Genomic DNA, 17,881 nt, shown 5'->3' with positions numbered 1-17,881 from the left:
TTTAAAAAAAAATCTCAATAATGGTAAAAATCAACTTAAAGTAGACGATAAGTATAGATATTTTTAATTTTAAAGTTACGAATTCGATTCACAATGGGTTTCAATAACAACATAATACCGTTAAAAATGGTGGCTGAAGTTAAAAGCAAAAATAACAGCAGGTTTACACAAATTGGTAATAGATTTTCGCTTATATCTTTTTGGTATAACTCTTGCGTATTTATGGTTAATGTTGAAATGGTACGATTAGCGTCATAATCAACATTCGAAACAAATCCCGACACCGTGACATGATCTGCATGAACAATAGATTGTGGATCTTCACTCTCACCTGATTGAGAAGTTGTATTTTCTTTTAAACCATGTAGAAGAAAATAGCTTGAGGAACTGGCTAAATGAAAAGAGGTATCGGCACTTTGAATTAATGCTTCAATACATCTATCGGCTTTATTTTTAACAGGTACTTCACATGACACATCTAAAAAATTTAATTTCACTACATCACCCGACTTGATGTCGCTAGTAACTAATTTTGATGGATCATCAAAAAACCAACTTTTAGAATCGTGATTGTATTGATGATAAGCAAATAAGAAATTGTCACTCACCTTTGCTTGATTATTGATAGCATAAAGGTAGAACATGCCAGCTAAAAAAAGCCATAAATTACGTCCCCAAAATTTTGGTGGCCCAAATTGTTCAACCTCTTTACTAATCGACATATCGTAGCCATAACGGACAATTTTTTTACTATCAACATCAACATCTAAATCAACAGCAATAGCGAAATTTTGCGTAAGCGCAATTTCAACTTCGTTATAATCAGTAAGGTAACGATCCATATTGAAAGGAAATACAACATCAATATTTTGGATTTTATAGGAACAAGTGTTTTCATTATGCGAAAATTTAGTTTGTTTGGCACAACTACCGGATATTAACATCACTTCTCGAGAAACTAATGATGACTTCTTTTTCCCAGAAGATGGGTTCATCGATAAATAGGTTTCTAAACCATCTCTTTCCTGTTTAGTTAATATTCTAAAAGGTTTGAGGTCAGTAAAACTACCGGCTATTAGCTTATTTTTATATTTATTTATTCTAAACTTTTTTATTGGATAAGAAATAATAGAATAAATAAATAAATGAAATAATTAATTGAATTATCGTCAAAAAAGCAAAAAAACGCATTAAAACTTATTCCTTATAAGTCTTATTTTATAATAAAGTAAAAATTTAACTTTTAATTATAAAATTAATGATTGACTGTTTTTTCACTCCGAGATAGACCGATAATTCCAGAACGCACAATTTCAACAATATTACACGTTTCACGAATTGAGGCTAAAAACGAGTCTAACTTTTCGCTCGTTCCTGATAACTGTACAATGTAATGAGTAGCAGTTACATCGACTATCGAGCCTCGAAAAATATCAGCACAGCGTTTTACTTCATCACGCGCATCAGAACCTTTCGCCGCTACTTTAACCAGCATGATTTCACGCTCAACGTGAGGACCTTCGGTTAAATCATTCACCCGATAAACATTGACCAGCTTATGCAGTTGTTTTTGGATCTGCTCAATTACATGCTCATCCCCCGTTGTTTGAATCGTCATACGACTCATGGTTGGATCTTCGGTCTGTGCGGTAGTAATCGATTCAATGTTGAATCCACGTTGTGAAAATAAACCAATGATTCGTGACAAAGCACCCGGTTCGTTTTCTGTTAAAATTGATAGTATATAACGCATTAGGTTCTCTCCGTTTTACTTAGCCACATTTCATTCATTGCTCCACCACGAATTTGCATTGGGTAAACATGTTCTGTCGCATCCGTCATGACATCAATAAAGACTAAACGATTTTTTATCGAAAGTGCTTCTTTAAGTTTCGGTTCCAGATCTTCACGTTTATCAATCCTCATACCTACATGACCATAAGCTTCGGCAATTTTTGCAAAATCGGGGAGTGACTCCATATAAGATGAAGAGTGACGACCAGCATAAATCATATCTTGCCACTGTTTAACCATCCCTAAAAAGCGATTGTTAAGATTTAATACAATCACTGGCAAGCCATATTGCAATGCGGTTGAAAGCTCTTGAATATTCATCTGAATACTTCCATCACCAGTCACACAAACCACATGCTTTTTAGGAAATGCGAGTTTGATACCTAATGCCGCTGGCAAACCAAATCCCATAGTACCCAGTCCACCTGAGGTAATAAAGTGACGCGGTTTGTCAAATGGATAATAAAGTGCCGTAAACATTTGATGTTGACCAACATCGGTAGCAATATATGCGTCACCTTTGGTTAATTTATATAAAACTTCAATGGCTTCTTGTGGCTTAATGCTTTTACCTTTGTGGCTGTATGCTAAACATTTGCGCGCACGCCAATGATCAATTTGCTTCCACCAATCGATTAGCGCATCTAAATCACGATCAACATTAATTTCATTGAGTTGAGTTAACATTGTTTCAAGTACTTTTTTAGCATCGCCAACTACCGGAATTGCAGCGGATACTGTTTTAGATATTGACGTTGGATCAATATCAATATGAATAATTTTTGCTTTAGGACAATATTTTTCAACATTATTAGTCGTTCTATCATCAAAGCGAGCACCGACAGCAAAAATCACATCGGCGTTATGCATGGCCATGTTTGCTTCATAGACACCGTGCATACCAATCATACCTAAATATTTTTTATCAGTTCCTGGAAAAGCACTAATTCCCATTAATGTTGAGGCAACAGGAAGATTTAATTTATCAGCTAAAGATTTAACCGCGTCGCTAGCATTGGCACTAATTACACCGCCACCAATATATAGAACAGGTTTTTTAGCTGATAATAATGTAGTTAATGCTTTTTTGATTTGTCCTTTATGCCCTTGAATGGTTGGATTGTAAGAGCGCATTGAGACTGATTGTGGATAGCTATAGTTATATTTATTTGCCGGATTAACAATATCTTTTGGCAAATCAATCACAACTGGACCGGGCCGGCCTGTTGAGGCAATATAAAATGCTTTTTTTATCGTTTCTGGAATATCTTTGCTATCTTTTATTAAAAAGCTATGTTTAACAATCGGGCGAGAGATCCCAACCATATCACACTCTTGGAAAGCATCATTACCAATTAAATTACTGGCGACTTGACCAGATAAGATAACTAAAGGCACAGAATCCATATAAGCAGTAGCAATACCGGTAATAGTATTCGTTGCACCAGGACCAGAGGTAACCAAAACGACACCGACATCTCCAGTTGATCTGGCATAACCATCAGCCATATGCACAGCAGCTTGTTCATGACGGACTAAAATATGCTCAATTCCACCTAGGGTATGAATGGCATCATAAATATCTAGAACACTGCCTCCTGGGTAACCAAAAATTTGCTTAACTCCCTGATCAATCAAGGATTGAATGACCATTTCTGCGCCTGACAATTTTGCCATGGTTGTTGCCTCCATTTATAACTATTTTGTCATTTTTTCCCCATTTTGCATGAACTAATACAGAAAATCAATAAAGTCAACAATATAAGTTAACTTATTCTCAATTTTGGGTACTAGTACTCATTTTTGAAAGAAATAACTTGTAAAAGTTTATTTTATCTATTTTAATGCAATAATAGTGAGAAATTAATCGATCGACTAATTGATTAATTTTGAATTATTAAAGGCGTTTTCGCTTTTGTTTACGCTCTTTTATATATGTATATTAGGGCTCATTATAATTGAAAGGTGTGTTTAATGGCCAATTCTTATTACAAACAAACCTCCCTATCTGATTGGCAATTAGTCAAAGTATCAGGTATGGATAACCGTACATTTTTACAGGGACAAGTAACCGCTGACCTTAATCGTATTAACGAAAACTCAGCATCATTTGCAGCACATTGTGATGCAAAAGGACGTATGTGGAGTAATTTTATATTATTCCAACGAGGTGAAGATATATTCTATATCTTACGTAAAAGTGTTGCCGAAAGACAAATTAGTGAATTGAAAAAAACAGCAGTTTTTTCTAAAGTAACTATAGAACCCGTTCTGGATTTAAATCTAGTCGGATTGGAAGATGATGCAATAGATCCTTCTGTGATCTCAGCATTGGGCGATCACAATTGTGTCACTATTAATGGTGTTACGTATCTTAAACTCACTTCGCCTAAGTTGCGGGTGATAAAAGTATCGTCTGAACCATGTGATTTACAACCATCTGATCGCTGGTTACAACTTGAATTAGAAGCAGGTCACGCTATTATTGATGCTCCTAATATTGAAAGTCTGCTTCCTCAAGCTTGTAATTTACAACATTTTAAAGCGATAAGCTTTGATAAAGGTTGTTATTGTGGACAAGAGATGGTAGCTAGAGCGCAATTCCGCGGTGCAAATAATCGAGGGCTTTATCTATTAAAAGGTCATAGTAAAGCATTACCGGAAATCGGTGATAAACTTGAATATGAACTTGAAGGAAACTGGCGTGAAGGTGGTCAGGTCTTGGCGGCATTAAAAGTTGGGCAAAATGATGAAATTTATGTTCAAGTAGTGTTAGCAAATGGTCTTGATAGTGAAACAAAATTCAGAGTCAAAGGCCAACCTGATAGTGAATTAAATTTATAATTTAATATCGATCAAGCAGGAATAGTTTTATAATTATTCCTGCTTTTTAATATCTTAATTTCCTAACTCTTGATGAACAATTTCAACAAAATATTGTGCACCAGTCGTTAACAGCTCATCATTGAAATTATACGACGGATTATGAAGATTCGCGCCCTCTCCCGCACCAATTTTGATATAAACGCCCGGCACTTTTTGCAACATAAAAGCAAAATCTTCTGACCCCATTGTTGGTGGTGAATCAATCACAATTTTATCGTTACCCACAAGTTTTTGGGCAACTTTAATTGCTATATCCGCTTGTTTAGCATGATTGATAGTTGCTGGGTAACGGCGTTGATAATCAACTTCGGCTTTAGTACAAAACGTTAAAGCGGTTCCAGTTGAAATATGTTTGATTCTTTCTTCTGCCAAATCTTGATCTTCAGCACTCAATGCCCTAACTGTTCCACGAATCACCGCATGTTGCGGTAGCACATTCCAAGTATCACCACTATGAATCTGTGTCACACTAATGACCAACGAATCAGTTGGATTTAAATTACGGCTGACAATTGTTTGCAAGCTATTGACAATATTAGTAGCGGTTAAAATGGTATCTCTACCTAAATGTGGTGCAGCAGCATGTGAACCAACACCAGTAATTTTAATTTCAAAAACATCATAAGATGCCATCACCGGACCATGATTAATTAAAAAATGGTTTAACGCTAAATTAGGTTGATTATGCATACCATAAACAGCTTCGATAGGAAATTTTTCAAATAGACCATTTTCCACCATCACTCGACCACCGCCTTCGTTTTCTTCAGCGGGTTGGAAGACCACCACCACCGTACCAGAAAAATCACGATTAGCACTTAAATATTTTGCTGCACCTAACAATGTTGCAGTATGACCATCATGCCCACAAGCATGCATTTTACCGGGAATTTTTGAACAGTAGCCAATTTTGTTTTCTTCAACGATATCCAACGCATCAATATCTGCACGTAAAGCAATAGTACGACCTTTATTCTTACCATGAATAACCCCTACTACACCAGTTGGTGCAAAATCGGTATACAGTTCATTGATTCCAAACGATTTTAGCTTTTCGATAATAAACTGGGTTGTTTGCTTCTCTTCGAATGCAGTTTCAGGGTGAGAATGAATATGATGACGCCATTCAATCATCTCATCTTTTAATGCAGCAATGCTTTTCGCGGTAGTACTAGTCATTGATTATTCCTTACATTTAGCTATAAATCTGAAAAGACTTTATTCGCACTATAATCTTAATTTGAATAAAGTAAAAATAACTAATTCTTTTATCGTTATCTTTTTTAGTTATAAGCCAAGGAGTGCAAGAATTTTATGTGAATACCCAAAGAGATGTAATTAAAAAAACAATCAAGATCACAAACTGAAAATGATTAAATAACCAGATAGCAACAGAAAAGGACCAAAGGCGATCATGTCATGCATTGTTTGCTTATATTTTGCCAAAATAAAAAAAAGTATGCCTGACAATGAAGCCATAATTAACAATAATGGAATTAATTGGTAAGGTAGCCAAGCACCCAAAGCCGCGACAAGCTTAATATCCCCACCACCTAAACCGGCTCGTTTTGTTAGGCAAAAATAACAGACAGCAGGTAATTTAAGCATTAAATAACCACAAAAAACCCCCGTTAAGGCGTCGCTGATGGTTAACGAATTTAGATCAAAATAAGCCATCATCAACCCAGCCCACATCAACGGTTGTGTAAAAAAATCAGGCAGTAAAAAATAGCGAAAATCAATCAGTGCTAAAAGCAAAAAATAGCTCGCAAGTAGCATTAATAACATACTTTGAAAATTGAGATCTTTGTTCAAATATATTAGTAAAAATATTCCCGCTACAGCCAACTCAAAAATTGGATAGCAAAAAGCGATCTTTTGCTGACAAAAATAACATCGCCTTTTTAATATTAACCATGATAGCACTGGAATTAACTGCCAAGCAGAAAGTGAGTGTTGACAATGTGGGCACGAAGAACGAGGAAAAGTGATAGCGACCAAATAATCAAACAAAGATTGTGAAGGCGAATATCGCCAATAAGCAACTTGCAAAAAACTACCGACCGCAAGTCCAACACAAAAAACCACGACAGCCATTAATGAATCACATCTCCCATTTGAAATACGGGTAAATACATCGAAATCACTAATCCTCCAATTATCAATGCTAAAAATAGCATCAAAATCGGCTCAAATGCTTTGACTAAATTATCGGTTAAGGTTTGATTTTGTTGTTGATAGTAGAGGGACAAGTTATTAAGCATAACATCTAATGAGCCTGACTCTTCGCCAGCATGAACTAGCTGTACACAAAGTTTAGGAAAATAGGACGATAGCATTTGACTAAAGGCATTACCTTGTTCAATACCGTTAATTATTTTATTGATAATGTCACGATAGTAACTATTTCCTGTAGTATTTGCCGAAGCACTAAGTCCTGTTAGTAATGGAATACCTGCTTGTTGAGTGATCGCTAATGTGTGGAAAATCTGCATTAAGCATTGTGATTGAATCACTTGCCCCAATAACGGCAATGCTAATTTTTGCCGATCAATCGTGAGTTGATAGCGGACTTTAAAAAAACGCTGGAATAAAAAGTAACCCAGCGATGGCACTAATAATATGAGTATACCATTTTGCTGAACCTTATTCGCAATATCAATCACTAGCTGGGTAAAATAAGGTAATTGAGCATCAAAACTTTGATAAATATCGGCGAATTTTGGTAATACAATAAACATCATCACGATAATAACCACTACTGACACTGACAATAAAAAAAGCGGATAACGCATTGCCTTTCTAATCTGTCTTTGTAATTGCAATGATTTTTCAAGATGCGCGGTTAGTTGTTCAAAACTGTGATCGAGTTGTCCGGTTAATTCACCAATAGCAATAATTTCACAATAAAGCGCAGGAAATACCGAATGATATTGCTTTAAAACAGATGACAGTGATTCACCTTTGGCGATTTGCTGACTAATGTCTGATAACAAATACTGCCATTGAGGTTTAGGCTGATCATCAAGAAGTAATCTCAAACTATCAACAATCGATAATCCAGCCTTTAACATAGTGGCTAACTGTTTTGTGATAATTAGCAGATCGCTCGGATGAAAACTTTTTTTAGTAATAATATTTCCGGCACGAATTTTAATCGCGATTTGCCCTTGCAATAAAAGCTGTCTTTTCACATCTTGCTTTGATGTGGCAATAATCTTATTTTGATGAAAATTAATGTCATACCAAAAATAGATCCGCTTCATACACTATCACCCTATGACTACTTCACCTAAAACCCGATTTAATTCAGCCAAAGTAGTGATACCTTGTTGTACTAATTTAAAGCCAGCTTGCAGTAATGTGACTCTATTTTGGGGTGAGATTGGTTGATTAGTTATAATCTGTTGTTGCACTTCTGGGGTCACCATTAACAGTTCATATACACCTACTCGTCCTAAATAACCACCTACACACTTGTCACACCCCATGGCGATAAAGTGTGGTGAAGGTTGATTATCAATTAGGGTTAGTTCACTAGCAACGACTTTGCAATGTTGGCAAAGCTTTCTCACCAAGCGTTGAGCGATAACCAATTTCAAACTGGACGATAAAAGATAATTTTTGATGCCCATTTGATTTAACCGAACTATTGCTTCAACACTCGAATTAGTATGCAAAGTGGATAATACTAAATGGCCTGTTTGAGCTGCTTGAATGGCAATTTCGGCAGTTTCATGGTCACGAATTTCGCCAATCATCATCACGTCTGGATCTTGGCGCAATAAAGCGCGTAATATCACCGAAAAAGTTAGGCCGGCTTTATGATTAATCGCGGTTTGATTAATACCTTCTAAAGGAATTTCGATCGGATCTTCAACACTACAAATATTACATTCAGCTTTATTTAGATGCTTTAACGTACTATATAAAGTCATAGTTTTACCACTGCCGGTTGGGCCAGTAACCAAAATCAACCCTTGCGGATAATCTAAAATCTGTTTAAGTGTGAGAAGATCTTGTTCGGTTAATCCTAAATCATTAATGGTTAGCTCAGATTCATGATTATCCATAACCCGCAATACAATCTTTTCACCGTTGATCACCGGCAAGGTGGCAATTCGCATTGCATAGTTATTAATTACCAATTGACCATCTTGCGGTAAGCGGTGTTCAGCAATATTTAAATTAGCCATAATTTTTAATCGGGCGGTGATCTGCTTAGCAAGGCTAAGTGGTGGCATTAGCCTATTTTGCAAAACGCCATCAATTCTCATGCGTATTCGATAATAATTTTGATAAGGCTCGAAATGAATATCAGATGCTCGCTTATCCAGTGCTGATAATAATAGCTTATCGAGACTTTCAACCAATTGATCTTCTTGCATCATAATTTATTGAAATTTAAAAATATCTTCACAAGCCGTTTTTAAACTGTTATCAACAGGATTGGTGACACAGGTACGTGACCAATCTAAATTGCCTAACGATGAGTTCAACTTAGGTGTTAAAGTTGTGGTTAAGCTAGATAACGCGCTCTTACCGACAATAGTAATCACGCCATTAGTAACATTGATCGAAGTAACATAGTTAGTCGATCTTGTCGTGGGCACACCATTTGCTCCAGCATTACATTTATTTAATGCGCCCTGCTCAATAGCACAAATTTCAATCGCTGTTTTATAGGCTGTCATTGATTGAAGCATATCGGTTAAAGCGGCCTTTTTGACATAACTTTGATAGGCTGGCAAACCGATAGCTGTTAAAATGGCGACTACCACAATGGCGATCATTAACTCAAATAAGGTAAATCCAGACTGCTTGTACATAAATTCCTCTAAAGATTAATCAAATGATAGATAGAGTGACTTTATAGCAAACTGAAAAAATGAAATAATGATCAGATGAAAGATTTGGAAGTTAAAATACAAATTGATTACCACAATCAACATTGTATTAATCAAAGTTGTGAACAAGATCGCAATACACACTATTGGAGCCATAATGACCTTAAAAGTGTTAAAAATAGTTGATGGTTGGATAAGCAATATCAAACAGGTCAAATCGCCGTATTATAATGATCGCACTGACCCCATCACATTATTAGTTATTCATAATATCAGCCTGCCACCCAACCAATATGGCGGGCCTTATGTTGAACAACTTTTTACCGGTAAGCTCGATCCAAATCAGCACCCTTATTTTGCCGATATCTATAAATTACAAGTATCAAGTCACCTATTTATAAGACGCGATGGCGAAATTATTCAATTTGTGCCATTTAATAAACGTGCTTGGCACGCAGGTAAATCAGTATTTGAAGGTAAAGAAAACTGCAACGACTTCTCAATTGGCATAGAAATGGAAGGATGTGATACCGACAACTTTACCGAAGCACAATACCAGCAACTTGCCAACGTTACCATACTATTACAACAAACCTACCCAATCGAAAATATAACCGGACATAGTGACATCGCCCCAGATCGCAAAACCGATCCTGGTCCTTATTTTGATTGGAATTATTATCAAACACTGATTAATATGAAAACAATTTCAATACAACTTAACCTAATTAAAGATGAACTGCAAAACCTTAACTTATGGCAACCCTCACCCCCTGAGGCAGAAGCTTTTTTAAGTGAGCAGCCATTTGCACTCGACACCATGCAACCGCATGAATGGTTACAGTGGATCTTTATTCCGCGCATACAGGCGTTAATCGATGCTAAAAGCGAAATACCTAAATTTGCTCTACATCCTTATTTTGAAGAGGCATTCAAACAGCAAGAAATAGAGGTAGATAATTTATTAGCACTAATTAAACAACTTGATGAATTAACCACCACTCGGTCAACAAACGAATAATCGAAAAGAGAGACAGCCACAACCGTGGCTGTAAAATTGAAAAATTAATTGTTCATTCTGCGGTATTCATTAACCGCTTGTTGATGATTGCTATAATTGCTACTAAATGTATGACCACCAGTACCATTAGCAACAAAGAATAGATAATTCGTTTTAGCTGGATGTGCTGCTGCTTCAAGTGATGCTAAACTTGGCATAGCAATTGGTGTTGGTGGTAGCCCCTCAATCACATAAGTATTATAAGGATTATTGGTATCAGTCAAATCAACACGCCTAATCGTACCCGTATAATTATCCCCTAACCCATAAATAATGGTTGGATCGGTTTGCAACTTCATATTTGCTTTTAAACGATTAACAAAAACCGAAGCAACATTAGCACGTTCAGAGCTTATGCCTGTTTCTTTCTCAATAATCGAGGCAATAATCAGCAACTCATAAGGTGTTTTATAAGGCAGATCTTTATCGCGATTATCCCACACTTTTTGTAGATTGTTTTTCATAGTCAAATGGGCGCGCTTAAGAATATTAATATCTAAACTATCTGCGGTATATTGATATGTATCTGGTGATAACCAACCTTCCAATTTTCCATCATCAATGCCCAATATTTTCGCAATCTCATCATGTGACTTACCGGTCAATGTTTGCTTGATATAAGGCGTATTACTAAGCACATTTAACCAATCCTTAGCACGCTTACCTTCAACAAATTGCACAAAAAAACTGCTCTCTTTACCCGACACCAACAACTTTAAAAACTCATCAACAGTCATATGAGGATGCAATTGATAAGTTCCCGCTTTAATCGAACTTAAAGAGGGATTGAGTTTATACAAATAAGGCAACAAATACGCTTGTTGCATTAAATCACTCTCCTTAACTTGCTCAACTAATTGATGCAAAGAAGTGCCTTTTTTCAACACAAACATCTGATTATCAGCCGTGACATTCATATGTTGCTTAGAAAATTGTTGTAAATAATAATAACCAATAGCTAATGAACCACCGACGAGTAAAACTACCGTCAGTAACGTATACAAAATAAATTTTTTAATCATAACCTAGTCTTTATAACGAATTTTTGCGCGTGAAGTTAAGCGCGTTAATAACTCATAAGCACTCATTCCCGTGTGCTTAGCGATTTGTTCAACCGGCAACTCCTTGCCCCAAAAAATGACTTCGTCGCCGGGTTTATCCTGGCAGTGTTGTCCTAAATTGACCACAATCATATCCATAGAAACACGACCAACAATCGGTACCAAGCGACCATTAATACTCACGGGTGTATTTTCTGGAATATCGCGCGGATAACCATCACCATATCCCATCGCCACAACCCCTAGTACAGTGTCACTTTCACTTGTCCAAGTTTGACCATAACCAACTGATTGTCCTTTTTCATGCTTACGTACTGCGATTAATTCAGATTTGAGCGTCATAGCGGGTTGTAAATCAGCGACCGCATCAGAAAATGGCGAAACCCCATATAACGCAATACCAACTCGAATCATATCACGATGAGAATCAGGCCAAGCAAGCAAACCACCCGACGCTGCAATCGATTGTTGACAGCCATTAACCGAACGAGCAAATTGATCAAAACGAGCCATTTGCGTATTAGTTTGTGAAGAACCTAACTCATCTGCACTACTAAAATGGCTAATAATATTAATCGGCTGGCGAACTGCTTTACAGCTAGCTAAACGATGAAACTCGTTTATTGCTTCATCAAAATGAAAACCTAAACGGTGCATACCGGTGTCAATCTTAAACCAAACTGTGATCTCATTTGCAAAAGGGATCGTATTTAAAACATCGATTTGCCAACTTGAATGGATGACTGGTTGCAAATTAAAATCAAGCAAATCGTTAATATCATCGTGCGGAAAAAAGCCTTCCAAAAGCACGATAGGACTACGAATACCAACTTGACGCAAAGCTATTGCTTCTGAAACTCGTGCAACACCAAAACAATCAACTTTATCATCTAACAATTGAGCCACCCCTTCTATACCATGGCCATAAGCATTCGCTTTAACCACTGCCATTAAAGTACAGTTTGGAGATTTTTGTTTAAAAAATTCAACATTGTGTAAAATTGATTTACGATTAACTTCTACAACAGCAATAGACATTTTGCATAACCTAACTTATATATTGAGTGGTTATTGTAAAATTTGTTATCGATAATCACAAATAAAAAATCGGCAATTTGCGTGATTTTGTTGTTAAAAATGTGACAAAGTTAAAAAATCCACACTGATCCTCAAAGTTAATACAATTCGAATTAATTTAATTATTTACATCCATAATAATAATGATTATCATTTGCAATTTTATATCAATACAACGTTATACAAAAGAGACAAAGAGAAGTTTTATGACCCCAAAATTACATTATGTTGCAATATTAACCATCTGTTTTTGTGCAGATAGTTATGCAGAAGAAAAAAAAGGCAATCCACAAGATACCATTATCGTTACCGCTGATCGGAATGAAAAGACAGTATGGGATAGCTCAGTATCTGTTAATGCAGTCAACCGTGACGAGATTGAAAAACTCAATGGCGATTCTGTGGTTGAAGCACTGCGTGATATTCCAGGCGTTGAAATTACCGATAACGCACTAGCAGGACGCAAACAAATCATGATTCGTGGTGAAGCTCCTTCGCGTATTTTAATGTTAATTGATGGTCAAGAAGTGACTTATCACCGTTCCGGACACGGTTCAAGTGCGGGTGTATTAATCGACATGGAATCAGTTGAACGCATCGAAGTGATTAAAGGGCCTCACTCAGTATTATATGGCTCGCAAGCGATTGGTGGCGTCGTTAACTTTATAACCCGTAAAGGAAGTAAAGATGGAAAACCACTAGCCGGAGATGCCAAATTAATCTATAACCAATCGACCAATGGCTTTACCGAAATGGGCACGGTAAACGGCACGATTGATGAAATATTTGATTACCGAATTAGTGGAACCTACTCTGAAAACAATGATCGCAAAGCGTATCAAGGCAAACTACATGATACCGACTTTGATAATAACAGCATAAGCTCATGGTTTGGACTTAACCTTGATAAACACAAATTTGGTATATCATTAGATCGTTATAAACTGAATACTAAAACCTACACCGATGATAACTCACCAGAAATAAAAGAATTTTGGGTAAACATCCCACTACTAAAACGTGAAAAAGTGGGATTCTTTTATGATTATGACGTCGATGCAGGTTTCTTAAAAAAACTGCATTATGATGCTTACGCCCAAAAACTCAATCGTCAATTTAGAAACCATGTCGTAGTATCACCTAGACCGATAATGAAAGTAACGACCAACACGGCCACCAATGACGAACAAAAAACCTATGGCATGACATTCCAATCAGACATGCAACCACATAAAGATATGACATTAATTGCTGGTGTACAGTATCAACAAGATAATGTTGACCAAGACTCACACAATGTCGTGATATCAAAAATGCCTGCACCACCAGCTAGTTATACCCAACATAAATACCTAACTAACAAATGGCAACAATCGAGTATCGCACTATTTGGGCAAAATGATTGGGCAATAACCGATGATATCTCTTGGAATCTTGGTGCTCGTAAATATTGGGTCGAATCAAAACTAAAAAACGGCAATACCACCATAAATAAAATCCCGGTTATGGGATCGGCAACAACCAGCCACAGTATCGATCGAAAAAAGAAAACTCATGATAACAACTTTGTTGTATCGTCAGGATTAACCTACTCAGGTTTTAAAAACACCCAACTAAGAGCCTCGTTTGCACAAGGTTATGTTTATCCAACCCTTGCACATCTTTATGCCGTCACCTCGGCTGCTTCGCAAACGATTTATGGAAACTCGCATCTAAAAGCTGAAAAATCCAACAACTACGAAATTGGTTTACGTTATAACAATAACAAATTATTAGTTGATGGGGCTATATACTTCTCGGATGCAAAAGATTATATCACCCAAATGAACTGTAATGGCTCATCGATTTGTAGTGGCGCATCCGGACGTTCTATTACTTATTATGGCAATGCCAACAAAGCCAAAACCCATGGCTTAGAATTAAGTGTTGAATACCTAGACCTTCCGGTGAATCCTTATCTAAAAGGGAATTACCTAAGCCGTAAAATCGAAACAGATACCTACAGAACTCGTGACACCGGCAACCCACGCTTTACAGGGAGTGCAGGGATAAAACATACAGCTTATTTTGATAAATTTGATATTGATTCAGACCTATTTATGCGATTTGCCACCAACGCAACAAAACGCGGTGATTCATCTGTTTATCACTACAGCGGATGGTCAACATTAAACTTATCAACTACAACCTCATTTGGTGCTAATCGCCAGTACCATATTGGGTTAGACCTCAATAATATCTTAAACAGAAACTACACCACAGCTTACGAATCGATACCAGCTGCTAAATTCCACGCTATCATTAGCGCCAGTATGAAATTCTAGCGATATAGCAAGGCAAAAGAATCCCTACGCCTAAAAAAATCCGCCCTAGTTGGGGCGGATGGTTTAGTTTCGACATCAAGCTCTGCGTAAAAAATACTGACCTTATTTATAGCCTTTTTTCTATCAGCGGATTTGATAAATCCTATCCGATAGTGCCATCAGGCACAGTGTGCTCTGCTATTAATGCAATTCACTAAAATAATTCTTCAACGCCTGAATAAACGCACTATCTACCATGGCAGGGTATTTATTTGCCTGCCATGATTGTAAAAATAATAGATGCTGAACCGTTAACGGTTTGTTCATATCGCGAAATTCGTTTAACTGTTCGTTTACCTCTTGGGATGTTGTGAGAAGGGATTGTGGTGTTTTTTGCTTCGGTACTTGGCAATGCTTTTGGTACCATAGCTCATAGCCACTTAAATCATAATCACCCAATAACTCATAACCCGTTAAATTAGGGCTGGCATTGGGGTAACGTTTAGTAATAGAACGGGTAGGAAACCCACCGCAAATAATAATTTCATCAATTTTTTTTATATACTTTGCCGTTGCCTTTAAGTTAAAACCCAATAATTGCTGAACCACATATAATGATTGATTATAAAGCTTTAAAAAATTACCTTCAGCAATAAACTGAACCGGCCTTTTACTTAATGCTATTTTATCTTCAATATTCATTTTATATTACTCCTTTAATATCTATATTTTTAACCACCACCTCGGTGCCCAGCATTTTTGCCGCTTAGCCGCAAAATCGCTTTTTTTATGGCTAAACGACGTTGACTCCTTGAGTCAGCTTACTTTTAATTACTTAATACTATTTTTTATCACCCCCGCCCCGCCCTAAGGATTAAGGACGAAGAAATAAATACTAAGGATGGGAGCAAAGTCCGAAGCGGTCGTTGTAGGTCCAAACCACGCTACCGTTGTCTGAGTAGACGACAAACTGGCCACTACCACCCGGGTCACTAGTCCAGAACCAATGGTTGAGGAAGCCAACGCCTGAATAATCAGTCATATTACCCCACTCCGTGAAAAAACCAGAACCAATATGACGCTGGTAATAATTATTAGGTGAAGAAGGAGTTGCGCCGACTGAACCCTGACAGTGAGAACCTGAATTAGTACCACGACAAGATGCATTGGTTAAATCCTTTACCTTAGGTACTTGATAACCAATACGAGTACACCAAGATAATGTATTAGAATAAGTGTCCCGCTTATCACCACGGTGGACGAACCACTGCTTCAAAGTAAAACCATATTTGACGACAGGAGTACCATTACTATCACGACCGACCAACTCGAAAGTCTGAGGCAAAGAAATAGTGGAAAGAGGACTAGGACTGGATGAATTACGCTGGGATTCGGTAGCGTAAGGACCAGTTAAAGTAACACGAACGCTTGTAGCAGTAGAACGAGACATTGTGACGGTGATACCACCCAGAGAAACAGGAGACCAAAACAATGGCTGACTACTACCACTAATATCTAAATCAAAGTACAATCCATTAAGACCTGTAGTAGGAAAGTTTTGACCGTAACGTGACGGGGCAGTTGACTGAGGGATAAAACCCTTACCAGGGGCCCACATTGAAGCAGGACCAGCCAAATCACCTATACCAGGAATCAAATTAGGTCTGGCAAATTTAACACAAACTGAGGAACCAGGCTTAGGATTGACGTAATAAGTCACGCTACTTTCACGGAAAGTACTACGATTAGGAAATCCGTAACGTGTAGATAATATACCGTCAGAACTGGATAACGTAACCTTATAAGGTGCAGAATCAGTACATGTCGTTAACACTGTATTACGTGATACAACTTGATTGTTTTTATCGACAATAGATAAACTTAAACGACCAGTAGCACTAACACCAGAATCACCATCATCATCTCCCCAATAATTATAAGGAGGACCGATAAGAGAACTTAAAGCGACTGAATTAGTATCAGTAGGAACGAACATACGAATATCAGCAAAACTCTGACCCGCAACCGGCAAGACGATAGGTCTTGAAGAAGATGAAGAATTGGTTGAAGGTGTATATTTAGTTCCGTTAGATAGTGTAATCCCAAGCAGACCATTAGTATCAACTGCACGTGTACGACCACCGTCGAAAGTCAGATAAGGTGCACTACCCTGTATCGCATTCCTAGTTGTCTGTGAAGTTAATGCATGACCCGAAAAAGGAAGGAAAAGAGCCACGAGAAAAACAATCTGCCGGGATAATTTAGAAAAACGTAAGGATCGAAAGCAGGATCCGAAAAAGGATCGCGAAAAGGATCTGAAAATGGATCCGGAAATCGACCGGAAAAAAGATCGAGAAGAGGATCGCGGAAGCGATCGCGCGAAAATTCGCAGAATTTCACTTGATTGCGTGGAAAAATAAGTTTTAGTGAAAAATTTAAACTGGGTGTTGGACTTAGACGAATTTAAAAGATAGGTTGGCCAGGTTGCCTGTTGCCTGTTGCCTGTTGAAAATTATAATGCATTTTAGACTACCCTGTCAAGTAATTTTTTGATTAATTTACAATTTTATACTTTTCTGTTAAATTTTAGCCTAGTAGCTAAAACCGTGTAAAAAGTATAGTGATTGGAAAAACACGATGCAACACTTTTTTTCACTCATTTACGTTAACTTTTGTAAATAGGATCTAAAAAGGATCTAAATTACAATTGTTTAATCACTGTTTTAATTAAATATATTTTAATTACAAATCTTTAAAATTAGAGCGATTGATCCTCAAAAATTTTATTTTAGTGCTTTGAATTAGAAATTTAGTGATTTTGATATTTTAATAATTTTTTAAGTGAAATTTAAA

The 17,881-nt window shown here is 37.0% G+C and carries 15 protein-coding genes and 1 pseudogene; 4 read left to right on the top strand and 12 right to left on the bottom strand.

Annotation, left to right across the window (positions count from 1 at the left end):
- Window positions 1-35: 35 nt before the first annotated feature.
- The 3 genes from J3U24_RS07655 to ilvI all read right to left on the bottom strand — a co-directional run bounded on the left by J3U24_RS07655 (window position 36) and on the right by ilvI (window position 3,471).
- Entirely contained in the window at window positions 36-995 is a 960-nt protein-coding gene (locus J3U24_RS07655) for a hypothetical protein (RefSeq protein ID WP_267337793.1), read from the bottom strand.
- A 260-nt stretch (window positions 996-1,255) separates the two neighbouring features.
- A complete protein-coding gene (gene ilvN / locus J3U24_RS07650; protein WP_065563307.1) occupies window positions 1,256-1,753 on the bottom strand; it encodes an acetolactate synthase small subunit in 498 nt (165 codons plus the stop codon).
- Window positions 1,753-3,471, bottom strand: a complete 1,719-nt coding sequence (gene ilvI / locus J3U24_RS07645) for an acetolactate synthase 3 large subunit (RefSeq protein WP_267337794.1) — start codon at window positions 3,469-3,471, stop codon at window positions 1,753-1,755. The genes ilvN and ilvI overlap by 1 nt, the downstream gene beginning before the upstream one ends.
- Window positions 3,472-3,768: 297 nt before the next feature.
- On the opposite strand from ilvI, the gene ygfZ reads away from it, so the two are divergent.
- Window positions 3,769-4,638: a tRNA-modifying protein YgfZ gene (gene ygfZ / locus J3U24_RS07640; protein WP_267337795.1), complete on the top strand. Its 870-nt coding sequence runs from the start codon at window positions 3,769-3,771 to the stop codon at window positions 4,636-4,638.
- Between the two features lie 54 nt (window positions 4,639-4,692).
- On the opposite strand, the gene J3U24_RS07635 is transcribed toward ygfZ, so the two are convergent.
- From J3U24_RS07635 to ppdD, 5 genes are all read right to left on the bottom strand, one after another.
- Complete coding sequence (locus tag J3U24_RS07635) at window positions 4,693-5,859, bottom strand: M20 aminoacylase family protein (protein WP_267337796.1); 1,167 nt, start codon at window positions 5,857-5,859, stop codon at window positions 4,693-4,695.
- 177 nt (window positions 5,860-6,036) lie between these two features.
- The gene (locus J3U24_RS07630) at window positions 6,037-6,777 is read right to left on the bottom strand and encodes a prepilin peptidase (RefSeq protein ID WP_267337797.1); all 741 of its coding nucleotides are present in this window, start codon (window positions 6,775-6,777) and stop codon (window positions 6,037-6,039) included.
- Window positions 6,777-7,946: a protein transport protein HofC gene (gene hofC, locus J3U24_RS07625; RefSeq protein WP_267337798.1), complete on the bottom strand. Its 1,170-nt coding sequence runs from the start codon at window positions 7,944-7,946 to the stop codon at window positions 6,777-6,779. The genes J3U24_RS07630 and hofC overlap by 1 nt, the downstream gene beginning before the upstream one ends.
- Window positions 7,947-7,952: 6 nt before the next feature.
- Window positions 7,953-9,071 carry an ATPase, T2SS/T4P/T4SS family gene (locus J3U24_RS07620; RefSeq protein ID WP_267337799.1) on the bottom strand — a complete coding sequence of 373 codons (1,119 nt, stop codon included), beginning with the start codon at window positions 9,069-9,071 and terminating at the stop codon, window positions 7,953-7,955.
- Between the two features lie 3 nt (window positions 9,072-9,074).
- Entirely contained in the window at window positions 9,075-9,509 is a 435-nt protein-coding gene (ppdD, locus tag J3U24_RS07615) for a prepilin peptidase-dependent pilin (protein ID WP_065733906.1), read from the bottom strand.
- Between the two features lie 175 nt (window positions 9,510-9,684).
- Between ppdD and ampD the strand changes: the two are divergent.
- Window positions 9,685-10,221: pseudogene (gene ampD / locus J3U24_RS11665) on the top strand (1,6-anhydro-N-acetylmuramyl-L-alanine amidase AmpD); the annotation flags it as partial.
- A gap of 3 nt (window positions 10,222-10,224) precedes the next feature.
- On the top strand, window positions 10,225-10,548 hold the full coding sequence (locus J3U24_RS11660) for a YqcC family protein (RefSeq protein ID WP_416380510.1): 324 nt from the start codon (window positions 10,225-10,227) through the stop codon (window positions 10,546-10,548).
- A 44-nt stretch (window positions 10,549-10,592) separates the two neighbouring features.
- Here the strand turns inward: J3U24_RS11660 and mltG are convergent, their stop codons facing one another.
- Together mltG and alr are read right to left on the bottom strand one after the other, a co-directional pair.
- A complete protein-coding gene (mltG, locus tag J3U24_RS07605) occupies window positions 10,593-11,606 on the bottom strand; it encodes an endolytic transglycosylase MltG (protein ID WP_416379945.1) in 1,014 nt (337 codons plus the stop codon).
- Window positions 11,607-11,612: 6 nt separating this feature from the next.
- Window positions 11,613-12,686, bottom strand: coding sequence for an alanine racemase (gene alr / locus J3U24_RS07600; protein ID WP_267337802.1), 1,074 nt, complete (start codon window positions 12,684-12,686; stop codon window positions 11,613-11,615).
- 245 nt (window positions 12,687-12,931) lie between these two features.
- Between alr and J3U24_RS07595 the strand changes: the two genes are divergently transcribed.
- Entirely contained in the window at window positions 12,932-15,049 is a 2,118-nt protein-coding gene (locus J3U24_RS07595; RefSeq protein WP_267337803.1) for a TonB-dependent receptor plug domain-containing protein, read from the top strand.
- Between the two features lie 180 nt (window positions 15,050-15,229).
- Here J3U24_RS07595 and J3U24_RS07590 read toward each other — a convergent pair whose 3' ends face one another.
- Window positions 15,230-15,730: a hypothetical protein gene (locus tag J3U24_RS07590; protein ID WP_267337804.1), complete on the bottom strand. Its 501-nt coding sequence runs from the start codon at window positions 15,728-15,730 to the stop codon at window positions 15,230-15,232.
- A 193-nt stretch (window positions 15,731-15,923) separates the two neighbouring features.
- Window positions 15,924-17,264 carry a hypothetical protein gene (locus tag J3U24_RS07585; protein WP_267337805.1) on the bottom strand — a complete coding sequence of 447 codons (1,341 nt, stop codon included), beginning with the start codon at window positions 17,262-17,264 and terminating at the stop codon, window positions 15,924-15,926.
- Window positions 17,265-17,881: the final 617 nt, after the last annotated feature.

Origin of the sequence: Gilliamella sp. B2785 (assembly GCF_026537005.1) — a bacterium.
Classification (GTDB): domain Bacteria; phylum Pseudomonadota; class Gammaproteobacteria; order Enterobacterales; family Orbaceae; genus Gilliamella; species Gilliamella apicola_E.
The sequence above is the reverse complement of the archived record's forward strand: the minus strand, read 5'-3'. Positions and strand labels throughout refer to the sequence as shown.

Excerpts from the sequence above, each read along its gene's own strand:
- J3U24_RS07620 (WP_267337799.1), bottom strand. The coding sequence starts at position 9,071 with ATGATGCAAGAAGATCAATTGGTTGAAAGTCTCGATAAGCTATTATTA.
- hofC (WP_267337798.1), bottom strand. The coding sequence starts at position 7,946 with ATGAAGCGGATCTATTTTTGGTATGACATTAATTTTCATCAAAATAAG.
- J3U24_RS07595 (WP_267337803.1), top strand. The coding sequence starts at position 12,932 with ATGACCCCAAAATTACATTATGTTGCAATATTAACCATCTGTTTTTGT.
- J3U24_RS07635 (WP_267337796.1), bottom strand. The coding sequence starts at position 5,859 with ATGACTAGTACTACCGCGAAAAGCATTGCTGCATTAAAAGATGAGATG.
- ppdD (WP_065733906.1), bottom strand. The coding sequence starts at position 9,509 with ATGTACAAGCAGTCTGGATTTACCTTATTTGAGTTAATGATCGCCATT.
- J3U24_RS07590 (WP_267337804.1), bottom strand. The coding sequence starts at position 15,730 with ATGAATATTGAAGATAAAATAGCATTAAGTAAAAGGCCGGTTCAGTTT.
- J3U24_RS07655 (WP_267337793.1), bottom strand. The coding sequence starts at position 995 with ATGAACCCATCTTCTGGGAAAAAGAAGTCATCATTAGTTTCTCGAGAA.
- ilvI (WP_267337794.1), bottom strand. The coding sequence starts at position 3,471 with ATGGCAAAATTGTCAGGCGCAGAAATGGTCATTCAATCCTTGATTGAT.
- ygfZ (WP_267337795.1), top strand. The coding sequence starts at position 3,769 with ATGGCCAATTCTTATTACAAACAAACCTCCCTATCTGATTGGCAATTA.
- J3U24_RS07630 (WP_267337797.1), bottom strand. The coding sequence starts at position 6,777 with ATGGCTGTCGTGGTTTTTTGTGTTGGACTTGCGGTCGGTAGTTTTTTG.
- alr (WP_267337802.1), bottom strand. The coding sequence starts at position 12,686 with ATGTCTATTGCTGTTGTAGAAGTTAATCGTAAATCAATTTTACACAAT.
- J3U24_RS11660 (WP_416380510.1), top strand. The coding sequence starts at position 10,225 with ATGAAAACAATTTCAATACAACTTAACCTAATTAAAGATGAACTGCAA.
- ilvN (WP_065563307.1), bottom strand. The coding sequence starts at position 1,753 with ATGCGTTATATACTATCAATTTTAACAGAAAACGAACCGGGTGCTTTG.